This is a genomic window from Mesorhizobium sp. B3-1-8 (genome assembly GCF_006439495.1).
Lineage (GTDB): Bacteria > Pseudomonadota > Alphaproteobacteria > Rhizobiales > Rhizobiaceae > Mesorhizobium.
Window position 1 is genome coordinate 63,560 of record NZ_VFTK01000018.1, and the last position, 12,535, is coordinate 76,094.

Below are 12,535 nucleotides of genomic sequence, written 5' to 3' on the forward strand. Positions count from 1 at the left end.
CACCTAACGCTTGCCTGCCGGCTCGAAATACGTGCCGCCAGCCTCGACCGCGGTGCGGTCCAGAGCCTCGCCCAAGCCGATGCTTCCGCGGCGATAGTTCGCGTTGCGGATAAGCTCGACCGAATGCGGATCGATGAACATGTCCGCCAGCGTCCTGAGGTTGCCGCGAAGTGCCGCGCGCTTGGCGATGTCGCCAACCCGCGTAATTGACGAACCCAACGACCGGGCGAGGCCGACTGCAAGGCCAGTAGGCGATGCCGCGCCGGCCAGGTCGGCATTCATCGAACGGTTGAATTCCGTCGCGCTGCCGATCGGCTTGCGTCGGCCGGTCGCTTGAAGCACGTCGAGCAATTCAGGCATCGAAGCTGCAGCCTGCGGCGACGTCTCCCGCAGGACGGCGTCGAGCACTTCCTGGCGCACGTCGTTGCCGGCTACGTCCTTGTGGAACTTGGCGCCGGCGAAATCGCGAACGCCTTCCTGAGTTTCGGTCGAGGCTTTGGCGTAGCGGTCGCCAAGGTTCTGGCGCACGAGCGCTGTTGTCGTGGCCGGATCCTCCGTCATCAATCGGCGTGACGCGTCCGCTGCCTCACCTGATGACCCTGTGAGCGGATTCTGCGGCAATATCGCGCTGCCCGCGCCGGCCGTGTCCTTTGCCGCTGCCACACGCCCAACCGGACCCTGATCGAGCGGATTGAGCACGGCGCGGCGCAGCCGCTCCTGCTCGGCCAGCGCCTGCGCATATTCGGGCGACTGGTTGGTGGCGATGTTGCGGGCTCCAGCGGCGCCGGCCGTGCTCCTGGCCGCGAGCTCGGGGCCGTAGAGCGGATTAGCCGTGTTGCGCAGCGCCTCGCCGCGCGCTGCCATGTCCTTCGTCACTGCGTCGATCACGCCTACCGAATTGTCCGCCATGCCGGCGTAGTCCGGTGCCAATTCGGCGTTGCCGCGCAGGCGCGCCAGGCCGGCGACGAAGCGCGGGTCCGCGGCAATCGGCGCAAACTCCGCCTGCGGGATCTGCTGATGCTGCGCCGCCTGATACAGCGGGCGCGTTTGGGCGTTGATGCCTTGGCGCACGTTGTCGACGACACTGCCAGCGGCTTCGGCAGCTCGAGGCCCAAGCGTGGACGGCTGCGGGTGCTGTGGGGCGATCTGGTCGAGCACGTTGCCAACGGCGGTGTCGATCTGTGCGGGGCGCTGCGCGAAGAACTGTCCTGTTCTCGCGCGGCCATCAACGGAGCCCTCGACGACGCGCAGCAAATTCGGCAAGGCGCTGCCGCCGCCCGTCGCTTGGGCGATTGCCTCCGGCCCGGTCAGCCTGATGCCAGTCGAATTGTCCTGAAGACCAAGGGCGCGCCGCCAATCGGCATCGGTCATTTCGCTGGTTGCTCGGCGCACCACGCTTTCCGGCGCGTTGTAGGCGCGGCCCGCGGCCGTCGCCGTGTTGCCGAACAGCGCACCAAGAAAGCGGGACAGCCCTTCGTATTGCGTGTCTTCGGTGGCTTGGCCGGCGGCTTCGGAAGTCACCGCTGGCGCGAGCACGTTGCCAGCAAGATCCTCTGCGACCCGCTGCACGATCTCTCGGCCGGTCGTTGCCGTGCGTGCGGCCCTGCTCGGGATGCCGCCGGGCGCGACGAATTCGCCAATGGTTCCCGCGTACTTGCCGGTCGTCGTCTCGGGCTTGTGCAGCACGGCGTCCATGATCTCGCGCGTGCGGTCTTGGGCGCCGTAGAGATACCCGTTGACGCCCATCGGCTCGGCTCGGCGGGCCAATTCTGCTTCGGACAGCGGTTCGGCGCCGATGGCATAGCGGACGCCGTTCTCGGCCTTATTGTAGAGGTAGTTTCCGGCGCCCTCGACCATGCGGCTAAGCGTCACCGGGAACATGGCGGTTTCGACGAGGCCGCGCGGCACGCCGGAGGCGAACGACAGGCCGGTGTCGGCCGCCGTGGACATTGGCGGCTCGCTCGTCACCCTCTCGGGCGGCAGACCCATGCTCTGACGAAGCACGTTCAAAATCTTCTCGTCGTCTGGCGACGGAGGCTTGTGAACCGCCGGCGCGGCGGCTGACGCGTCAGGGAAGGCGGCCCACGGGTCGGTCTTGGCCGGCGTTCCGGCAAAGCGCGGCTTGCTGGGGGGTGCGTCGATTTGATCGAATACGTTGCCGCCGGCCTGCGTGCTTCGCCTTCGAACAATCTCGTCGGCAAGCTGTTGCGCCGCCGCAGTGTCGCCTGCGGCGTCGGCGTTCCGCAACGCATCTTCCAGTTCGGGCATCGTCGACTGCGCGCCGCTCGGGGCCTGCGTCTGGTATTTGGTCCAGGGCCCATCGGCGGGCGTGGCATGCGCCACAACGTGAAAGCCTGGCGGGATGTCGCTGGCTGTGGCATCGGGGAAGCCGGCCCAGGGGTCGATTGCTGGCGCCGCCGTCGGCACAGGCATCCCAAGAAATCGAGGGCCTTTGCCGCCGGCAACGCGCACGACTTCAGGCCCGACCGACGTTTGCTGCGCTTGATATTTTTCCCAAGGTCCACCCATCGGAACACTCCATCCATTCGAACCATCGACGCGCGCGAGCGGTGCTCAGCGAGAATGCGCGATCAGGATGTTTCGGTTGAGGATACGGGCGAGCCCGCGGCGATGCGGCTGCCCGAGTTCCGCTAGTGTTCCGGCATTGGACAACTTAGCCGATTTGCAGAGTACTGACCAGCGTTTCAGTAGTTTCGCCGGCGAGGAGTTGGGCCGGACAGGATGTCCGAAAGTTCGGCAAAATTGCAAATTTCTCTGACAGGTCGCCGGGGTTTCGGCCGCGCGATTGGGACTATGCCACGGGGTGGCACCCACCCTGCCGGCCAGGTCGTGGCACCCGCCGGCTCGCCACCATTCGCGCCTGGGCACATAGCCGCGCAGCCTTCCGGCTTGCTCCGCGACCTCCGCCGGGGCGTCGCTTTCTCACGCCGCCAGCTGCTCGAAATTCGCGGCAACAGTATTATTGATACTGTTCGTACGCGAAGGATATCAACGGCTTAGGCGCGGCTGATGGTAGCGGCTTGGTAGCGAAGCCCGGAAAATGGGCGAATTGCCCGCTGTTGGCCGTCAGAAATCGTAACCGTACGCACGAAGGAGTGGCCCCATGAGCGCCATCGGCACCTGAACCGAAAAATGCCAAAGGCCAAGTTCCACTGCACGCGGTTGCGTGAGCTCACCGTGCCAGGATCGGCACAACTCTATTTTCGGCGCTCGAACATAAGCGGCTTCGAACAGCCGAACGGTCTCTTGGCACTCGTCAAGGCGGTCCTTCGTCACGAGAAGCGTGACAACGGCTATTACGGCCGCTCGGTCACGGGGGTCAGGACGGGGAGAGAGATCGATCGTAGGCGTGTAATCGCTCAGCATTGGTGCGCGCTTTCCGCCAAAGGCAAAGCCTGCCGCGCAGACGCGGCAGGCTCTGAAACGGGGGCGCCAGTCTGTACGGCTCAGCCCGCCCGTTCAGCCTTTGCTGACGCGAGCTGGCCCATAACGTGCCTTGCCCACGTCGCTTCATGGTGAGCCTTGATTTCAGCAAGGGCGCTGCGATCGGCAACGAGCGTGATTTGCACCATGTCGGCAAAGCCGGCGACCGGCGCACTCTCAATCGTCCAATCACATTCCGTTTCGACCTTCGGCGCGGTCGGATTTGACCTACGCGTGGCAAAATCGATGACGTCACACATTTTCAGCTCTTTCTGCCGCTTTTCGGGCGACGGTTGATGGGTCCGGGGTCGAAAAGACCAGAGCATGGCCCCCACTGCCTTTACCCTCTCGGGCTGGACATACGCAGCGGCCCCCGGACGAATTCACGATTTGAAAATGGCATCTGGCTTTTCGGGCCAAGGCAACCATACCTCAAATCCCAGTTTAGTCAACAGTATTTTTCACCTTATTGCTTAGTCAACTCTGTTGATTGATAGTTGTAGACAATCAACGAAGGATCAACACTTCGATCAACAAGGTATACCGTAGCGAAAACACTTTGTATGTGCTACGTTGCCACCTGACATGCCGGAGCGCTTCATATGACGCCGACGAAACTACTGACACAGGACGAAGCCGCCGCGATTTTGAGGTGTTCCGCGTCCAAGGTGAAGCGGCTGCGTATCACAGGCCGGTTGGCCTATTTGCCTGGTCGGCCCGTCTTGATCGAGGAATCCGATCTCGAGGCTTACATGGAAAGTGTCAGGCGCGCGGCTAAGCCGCCGGCAACAAAGGAGCCGAAGTCCGCGAGGCGCGCCAGCGACGGACGCAAGCTAACGCCATCCGAGATGGAAGACCCTGGCGTGCTCGCACGACGCATTTGGCTGGCGCGCCAGAATTTTCAACATGACAAACAGAATAAGCTAAAAAAGCGCCCTTAAAGGGGCCGGCGGCAAACGGGCACGGCCATCACCTGGCGACTGATCTGCTCCACGCTGTCGAGGTGATATCCGGTGAATGGCTTGTAGCGATCGACTTGGACTGAGGTTGGCCAGCCAAACATCTTGACACAGGCAGAGCGCAGACGTTCAATCCCTCTTTCCCAGAAATCCAACAGTCTCAGGCGGGGAGGCCGTGTTGGCAGAGATCGTAATAGCAACGTCACTAGCAATAATTGCGGTTTTTTGTGTGCTATGCGTGCTGTTTTTCTTTGGGGCGATTAGTTCGGTTCACCACCCCAACTTTTTCGAGCAAGAGGCTCAAAAGGATGAAGCTGCGCGAAGGCTAGCGGCTGCGCTCGAGCCTATCGTCAAGGAAGCGGTTAGCGAAGCCACCCGGAGCGCAGTCCGGAGCACTGGCCCCAGTGCGGGCTACGGACTTTGAAAATTGGATTCGTGGCTAATGCACTTCACCTAGTCGAACGCGCTGCTTTCTCCCACATCTGCCTCCGCTGACGGGTTCCGGACTTCGCGCGCCGTACGCTTCAGCCGATCGATTGCAGCCTGGAGCTCGTCGCCCGTCATTTCGTGCGGCGCCTTTGATTTCTTGCCGCCTTCGGCCTTGTCGACGAGCATGCCGTTCGCTCGCAACAGCGCAACGCCGGCGGTCGCCCGCGCCGGCATTGGGGATCCCTTGTCGGTGCAAACCGCAATCAAGGCTTCCACGGCACTTTCGAGCCCCACAGTTCGCAGCCGAAGCGACACGCGTTCAAACAATTGCTCCGGCGTTTCATTCTCTTTCGTGATCATCCAAACGCTCCTGGATCGTTGGTCTGTTTCTTGGCAACAGCGCGAGCGAGTTCGGCTTTGCGGTCGGCGATCAGCCTTTCCAACTCTGCCGCCTCGTCGCTCGGGGCCGGGCGTGGTCGCGGCTCCGACAGCATCCTACGCACAGCGGCGGCTTGCTGGCGCTCTGCCTTTGCTCGGTGGCGCGCTGCGGCGGATCCAGGCTTGTGAGCCCGGAGCCAAGCCTCGTACCGCTCACGCTGGTCTGTAGTCATAGCGGCGATCCGCTTCGCTCGTTTTGCTGCGGCGCGCTCCAGCGTGTTCAGCTTCCTATTGAGCTTGGTCATTGCGTCGGGCGAATCTCGGTGCGGCCACACGGGGCGGTGCCAATTCTTGCCTCTGCCGGTCTTACCCCCGTGGCATCGGCACCGGCCGTTTGCCATCGCGAGATTTTGGCACGGATTTCCGTCACGCTTTCGAGCGGCTTCGCACCGCGGCTGCAAATGCCGGGTGCGGTTCCATCGAATGATCGAGGCGCGGCCAACGGCGATCTGCGCCGCGCTGCCTCGCCATCCGCCCGACCGCTTCGGCGCGCCGGCGCGCTTCACAGTCGAACCCCGGTTACGCGCTGTTGAGGTATCCGACGATAGAGCCGCCCCAAGCGGCCTAGCCCCGCACTGCCGACAAATTGTCCCTTGGGTGCGCCTGCGGCAATCGCGGCTTGTGCGCGCAGAGAGAGTTTGAATGATCCAGATAGGGAGTGATGGGAAAAATAGGTCGAGATGCAAACTATCTCTTCGCGTACGCATGCCGCGTTTGCCGCGCTTTCAACTCGCATGGCCGTCTCCTTCGGACAATTTGTCTGAATTGACCCATTTTCTGGCCTCGCCAGCCGCTACGATCGCCTTACGCTTTCCGGCCCGCTCCGCCATTTCCCGACCAGCTTGCGCTTCAAACCGCTGGTGGATCTTCGGATTGACGCGCCAGGCGGCTGGGCCGTCCTGGTCCCGCTTGTCGACCGCCACCCAATTGGCCGTTTCGAGCTCGGCCATCGCCGCAAACAACCGCCGCCGGTCCCTAAGATCCTTCCGCGCGTCGGAAATTGTCCGACATGTAAAGGTCAAGAGATCAGGCTTGGTGAGGAGATATCCGGCGGCGCCACGCGCATCATCGGCGGCTACATCGGGCGCAAAGAACATCTGGTATAGGCGAAGACTGTGGCGGAGCAGGAACCGGGCGAAATTGACCGCCCGCCCGACCGTCTCAACGCTGATCTCGGAATTGAGGTCGCTCCCTTCCAAGCCAAAAGCATGCTCAAGTGCATGAAAGGTCAGCGTGAGACGCGGCAGAAACAGACCCCATTTGTCCAAGTGGCCCCGCCAGGCTGGTGAAGTTCCCGGCACGTGTCGAAGGCGGCCTATCGCTGCGGACGCGTCGCGAAAAACCTGCTGCGCCTCAGGGCTCATCCGCAGCGGTGTGGCGTATGGAAAATCGGTGGTCGCTAACGTGCGGATAGCGCGCATATAGGCACCGACTGCTTCGCGGTCCGGCTCTTCGTCAGCGGCTTCCCGCTCCACGCCGTCATCGATGACGAATATGAAACGTTGAAGCATTCCGTCCGCGCCCAAGTTGCGCGCGATCTCGGCGAGTTTCTGAGGTTGCGTCCCAGCGAGCACCCCCATCAGGGCTTTGTCCGCTCGGATCGAACCGCCTCCCACCCTGTCGACTGCAATTGGTCGGCCTTCGAACAAGCGGAGTGCTTGGCTGCGATCGCCTTCACTTCCCTTCTTGTACTGCCCCAAGGAGCCGAACAGACCCATCAACTCGTCAGGACACCGTATCAACCCGCGGGCGTTCTGTGAGTGGACCCGCACCTGTTGCTCGAGCGTTATGTCGTCGACTACGATCCGGCGAATGACCGGTTCCGGTCCAGGATCAGGATTTTCCTTTGGCTTCTTGCGGTGCGCCTGCATGGCGGCAGACCATCTGTCGTGGCGATCCTTGCCGGCCGCGTACCATTCGGCGTCGAGATCCCGAAGCGGCTTCTCCGCTGCGCTGATTATGGGAGACTTGCCGCGGCCGGGCTCGGCCACGATCGCGGCCCACAACGACGCAAACTGCACAAAGCCTGTGTCCAGTGCCTTCGGCTGAATTCGAAGCGAAGCGCCAATCGCCGACGACGCGACGGCGATGGCGGCCAGCGCTGCAAAGCTCTCCGGTGCGCCCTTGCGCCGGCTCTCACTCCGCACCCATCGCAGAAGCATTTCCGGCAAACAGTTTGGAGGTAGCGTCGACAACTCGGCAGGGTCGTCCTGAGCAAAGATATCGAACGGCTCCGGCGAATCGTCGGCAAGAACTGCGGAGGGCGCTGCCGCCGATATTCGGCCCGAAGCAACAGCTGCCCGGTGATCGCGGGCGAGGTCCTCCAAGTCGACGGTGCACCCCTTCAGGTCTCGAGCGAAAACGATTCGATCGAAAGCGCCAGGATCAACGGCTCGCAATGCCGCGAGATAGTTGGCAGCAGACTTCAGTTTGTCCGCCGACCAGCTCGACGGTTCCTCGCCGGCCGTGTGGTCAAACCATCGCGCCACGGCCAAGTCGCACCAGTCCAAGCCGACCGCCCGCGCCAACAGCGGCTGACAGGCCGACCAGGTCGCATCAGCAGAAAACGCCGGAAACTGATCGCCTGCCAGTTTCCGGCAAAGCCACGTCATCGCCTCGGCTTCTGTCGGGCGCCGGACCGCTGCATCTGGCTCGGCGACAACAGCAAAGTTCGCTTGGCCCTCGCGCCCATAGGCCGGCGAACCGCCAAAGCTGATCTCACCGGTGTCGTCGATCGATCCGAATTCGCGGATCAGCGATGCCGGCGTGTGGCCCCTCTCGGCCCCGTGGTCCCGAATGCCATCTGGGAAAATCACGAGGGCTTCCTCGAGATCGCGATCGAGCTCAGCGGAGGAAATCCGCCACTCCCGGTCGGCGCTTGGCGAGCAAGGGAGCACGGAGGGCACCCATTCGGCGCGGCGCGCCATAACCTCCCGGAGCACGGCAACCGAAGGCACGTAGGGCGGTTTGTGCTCGCGAGTGGCGCTTGTCGCAAATGACCCAGGATTGAAACCCAATTGTCCCGCAGCCTCAGCGATGGCCGAAAAAAGCGCGTCCCGCTTCGCGCTCTCCAAGATTGGTAACTCGTCGAGCGGGACATTCGGCAGCGATGACTGAACGCGGGCGCCGGACTCATGCACTCCTGCGATGACGACCTGTTGGCCCTTTGCGAGAAACTCGATCGCGAATTTTCGGCCTGTTGCAGCGTCGATCAGTGGCAGCTGTTTTTTGCCGAGCGGCGCGGAGAGCTTCATTAGAACCATGCAACTCGTCGAATTGTCGCGCCACCGCATCGGCAATCGATCGACAGGCACGCCAAGAGCTTCTGAGGTCAGGCGCTTGATTGCAACGACCAGGGCGCGGCCGCGGTCAGCCTCCTGCCCGGTTTCTTCGGAGCCAATCTTAATGTCGATGTCGATCGCCGCGACAGTGCCTGTAACAAGACAAACGCCCGCATCCGGCCAAAGGCGCCATGCGGCGATATCAGCTTCGGCGGGCGTCCGGTTTGGCCAGTTGGACATCGCTTCCCAGCGGCCGCCGGTGAGTTCACCTGGCACCTTGCCACTCGGTATGCATGGGCGAAGAAGCGACAGGTAGCCGCCGGCCACCATCGCATCCGCGGTCTCGTCAAAGTGCGAGACGTATATCCTTGGCGGGACTACTACCGGAAACTCGGCGGGCTTAATCGACGCAAGGTACTGATGGAACTTGTCAACGTCGTTGTGAGGTAGTATGTTACCAGTATCCATTATTCGACCTTCTCGCCGGCTTGCGTGTCCAGACGCGGCCGGCGTTTCTGTTTCAGTGATCCCAGGTCGATTGGTCGTCGTTTAATAATTGCGGACGCTAACCCGCTGGCGCGTGCATGTTCGAATAGCCGGGCTCGCCGGCCTTTGGCGTGAACCAGTGATACCGATCCATCATGCGCCGAAACTCGGCGGACTCGCGAAGCGTCTCAATGACAGCCCGAACGTTCGGGCCGGTGTTGGCGCGCTTCTCGGGCGGAAGCTTCAGCGGGATCTCGAAAAACATGTCGCCGGGCAACCCTTGCTCGTTGGCACCGCGTGCGAGAAGCCACTGCATTCCCGGCACCATCGCTTCGCCTGGCCGCAGATCCGCAACGGTGGCGGGCCGTAGATCGCAGAAGACGGCCGGACGATCCGACAGTTCCAGCCCCCCGCTGTTGCGGCCACGGCGCCGTTGGCGGCGAGAAACGGATGCGGCCGTCATTCGGCCCATCCCGCACGAGCTCGCTCCTGCCGCTGCGCTCGAGCCGCCGAGCCTCGGTTGGAAGGCGTCCAACTCTCGGCAGCATCGACCAGCGCCATCAGGCTGGGCGTCTCGACCAGCGTGCGGCCGGCGAGACGCCGAAACTTCAGTCGACCTTCAGATGCAAAGCGATACAGCGACGCTGGGGACACGCCAGAAATCTCGGCAGCAACGGCAAGAGGCAGCACCGGCCGCTGCTGCCAAGGCACTTCAATCGGGCTTAGGGGAGATCGCTTTTTGACCGCGGCGGGTCGCGGTGACGCTGGAATGGGCATGGCCGTCCTTCTCGTTGGATGGGCGCCGTTTCCAGTCCAGGACAACCGTTTCAGCAGTCAAATCAATGTCGGCGCGTTCGATACGCCTATAATAGGGGAGCGCCGGGGGATAGCAACAGTATTTTTCGACCGGTCTTTTCTGTGTTGTTGAGGATGTGCGTGATTCTGTATGTCGGAATCAAATGGCGAGCGCTGCGCGGCGAGATAGTTCTTCGGTCGCGTCCACAATGAACGCGGAGTAGTGCTTTTCGATCATTTCGCTCGAGGTGTCATGCAGCGCTGCGACCAGCCGAACGGGCAAGCCTGCTTTCAGGCCACGAACGATAGACGAGTGTCGCAGGGCATAGACGATCGTGTCGGCCGGCACGCCCGCCTTTGCGATTGTCGCCGCCCACGCCTTGCCGACCTCGTAGGCTGGCCCCCATGCCTGGCGATGATCCTTTTCCCATTTGATAGGCCCGACGCTGCGATACGCCCAACGCTCCAAAAGCGTCTCGTTCGCGCCGCGATCGACCAAGACCGGTCGAAGCTTGTCGATCACTTCGGAAGACACCGGCGTCGAGACCGGCGGCCTAGCCTTCGCCGATCGTCCTTTCGAGGATCCCGGCATCATCAGCCGAGAATGTTCGACCTGAACATCGCCCACGCGGAGCAGCCGCACTTGTGAGTGCCGCGCACCCGTAGTGGCGAGAACCAGGATCAAACGGCCGAAGTCCTCGTCGACCTCAAAAGCAGCCGCGATGACCCCCCTGATCTGCTTGTCGGTCAGCAACTGTTTGCGCGCGTCACCGGTCACGCTCAGGGCACGGGTGCCGACTTTTATTTCGGCCGGCAGATGGGCCGGCAACTCGCGCCTATGATTTTCGGCGGCTCCGTTCAATGCCGCACGAAGGTCGTTGAGCAGCCGGTTGACGGTCGCCGGCGAGATGGGTTCCGCGTCTTCGGCGAGCTCTGCCTGGCCGTCGACCGGCAAACGGCTCCGCCAACTCTCCAAATCGCTGGCTCGCAACTTCCCAAGGCGCAGAGAGGCAAATTCTTCATCGGCCAGAACGTGGCGCGCCAGCCGACCTTCTGCATTCCGACCCTCACGCGGTGAGCGCTTCTTGCGCCGGACGACATAGTCGGCCACGGCCGACCGAACCGTCGGACCGCCCGTCCCCGCAGACGCCGATTGGCTGGCCTCGTATTGGCGCTTGCTCCAGTCCAGCGCCGCGGTCACAGCCGCGCGATATGTGAGCGCGCCGGCGCCCGCTCCATCATCGTCAGTGGCACCTAGCTTCTCCTCGACGCGGGTGCCACCGGCGACCATCTTTGCAATCCAGACGCCGGCACCGCGAATCGGCTTTCGGTAGCCCAGGCTAACGCCCCCGCGTCCGCCGCTGACGCCTTGCCAGTACGGGTTCTTTCGGGGGGCTAGACGGCCCCGTTTGGACGGGCTATCGATCTCGGAAATTCGCTTTCCCACAGAGCGTCCCACATAGATTTGAGAGATGACTGTGATAAGCATAACGGCCAGTGCCGGCAATGCAAGGCGTTCAGAGTGTCACGTTTATCCGAGTAGGTGCAGCCCATCGCCCTCCGAAGGCAGAGGTCACAGGTTCGAATCCTGTCGGGTGCGCCAAATTATCTTTCTATTTCAATCGGTTACGCCAATTCTGACTTGCCTTGCTTGCCTGGAGACTGCCCACGCAACCAACAGGGCTCTCTTTCCGCTGCTTTCGTGGAGCAAAGGTCGCGTAATCATCGTTCGGATGACGTGCCCGGCACTGATTCCACGGAAAGCGGTTGCTGGGTCCTGCCCATAAAAGCAGCGCTCAAGTGTGTTTGGTCTGTCGAGAAGCTTGGGCGGCAGTTCCGACAGAGGCGGTCAATTGGGCTAGGAAGCCGACTTTTGCGCCTAAAGCGCGTCGCGCTGAAGCGGATTCAGGCGACGCGCTTTTAAGCCTTTGTTTTCATGCATGTCGTTATCGCAAAACCGCTGCACACTTTTGCGCGACATGCATTTGCTTTGACCGGCAATAGACCTCAATCAGCGACTCGTCATCAACCAGAAGACGGCGATCACTTCAACAGCGCCATCGTCCTGTCGACGGCGCTGGGGAAGCCATTCAGCGAGAGTGCCAGATTGGTCTCCTTCCCCCCGTCGGCGACCACCTTGACCTTGAGGCTTTTGCCGTCGCGCAGGCTCGCCAATGTCTCGGCGTCGAAACTCAGATCGACGAGGCAGCCGCCGGGCAGGCAGGTGCGGAAGCGCAGCGGCGGCAGGGCCGGGCCGTCATCGATCTGAAGTGTTACCCCTTGGTCCAGCGCCAGGCCGAACGGCAGCACCAGCGTTCCCTGGATGGCCTCGCCGGCCGGGCGCAGTTCCATCGCCAGCACGCGCTGGCGCGACTGGCTGTCGGTCTGTTCCTGCGACAGCGCGCAGACCTTCACATTGGCGCCGTTCTGGGTGGCGAGATTGCACGAGACGGTCCAGTCGCCATGCCCTTCCCTGAGTGAAGTCGCCCCGCCTGGGAGGGCTGCCGTGTCTTGCGCGAAAGCGGCCGCAAGGGAGAGCAGGCTTGCGGCGATCAGCGTGGCATATCCAATTCGGCTGTTTCGTATCATCTCGTTTCCATCTCTCAAAAAGTCGGACCGCCCGGAATGCGACGACGAATGCGAACGACAGAGAATGCGCATTTCCGCGCGCATTCTGATTGCTAACCCGGGCTGTGCCCGATG

At 62.4% G+C, this 12,535-nt stretch carries 8 protein-coding genes; 1 reads left to right on the forward strand and 7 read right to left on the reverse strand.

The window, feature by feature from the left end:
• Positions 1–3: 3 nt before the first annotated feature.
• Positions 4–2,433 (reverse strand): hypothetical protein, encoded by a 2,430-nt coding sequence (locus FJ424_RS18085; RefSeq protein ID WP_140655915.1) that lies wholly within the window; start codon positions 2,431–2,433, stop codon positions 4–6.
• Positions 2,434–3,467: 1,034 nt separating this feature from the next.
• On the reverse strand, positions 3,468–3,704 hold the full coding sequence (locus FJ424_RS18090) for a hypothetical protein (protein WP_140655912.1): 237 nt from the start codon (positions 3,702–3,704) through the stop codon (positions 3,468–3,470).
• A 342-nt stretch (positions 3,705–4,046) separates the two neighbouring features.
• Here FJ424_RS18090 and FJ424_RS18095 point away from each other — a divergent pair, with 342 nt between their 5' ends.
• Entirely contained in the window at positions 4,047–4,385 is a 339-nt protein-coding gene (locus FJ424_RS18095) for a helix-turn-helix domain-containing protein (RefSeq protein WP_140655909.1), read from the forward strand.
• Positions 4,386–4,856: 471 nt separating this feature from the next.
• On the opposite strand, the gene FJ424_RS18100 is transcribed toward FJ424_RS18095, so the two are convergent.
• The 5 genes from FJ424_RS18100 to FJ424_RS18120 form a co-directional block, all read right to left on the reverse strand.
• Entirely contained in the window at positions 4,857–5,192 is a 336-nt protein-coding gene (locus FJ424_RS18100) for a hypothetical protein (RefSeq protein WP_181182099.1), read from the reverse strand.
• 803 nt (positions 5,193–5,995) lie between these two features.
• Positions 5,996–9,019: a DUF3987 domain-containing protein gene (locus FJ424_RS18105; protein WP_140655907.1), complete on the reverse strand. Its 3,024-nt coding sequence runs from the start codon at positions 9,017–9,019 to the stop codon at positions 5,996–5,998.
• Positions 9,020–9,116: 97 nt separating this feature from the next.
• On the reverse strand, positions 9,117–9,500 hold the full coding sequence (locus FJ424_RS18110; protein WP_140655904.1) for a hypothetical protein: 384 nt from the start codon (positions 9,498–9,500) through the stop codon (positions 9,117–9,119).
• A 492-nt stretch (positions 9,501–9,992) separates the two neighbouring features.
• A complete protein-coding gene (locus FJ424_RS18115; RefSeq protein ID WP_181182098.1) occupies positions 9,993–11,123 on the reverse strand; it encodes an integrase in 1,131 nt (376 codons plus the stop codon).
• Positions 11,124–11,875: 752 nt separating this feature from the next.
• On the reverse strand, positions 11,876–12,421 hold the full coding sequence (locus tag FJ424_RS18120) for an invasion associated locus B family protein (protein WP_140655898.1): 546 nt from the start codon (positions 12,419–12,421) through the stop codon (positions 11,876–11,878).
• Between the last annotated feature and the right edge of the window lie 114 nt (positions 12,422–12,535).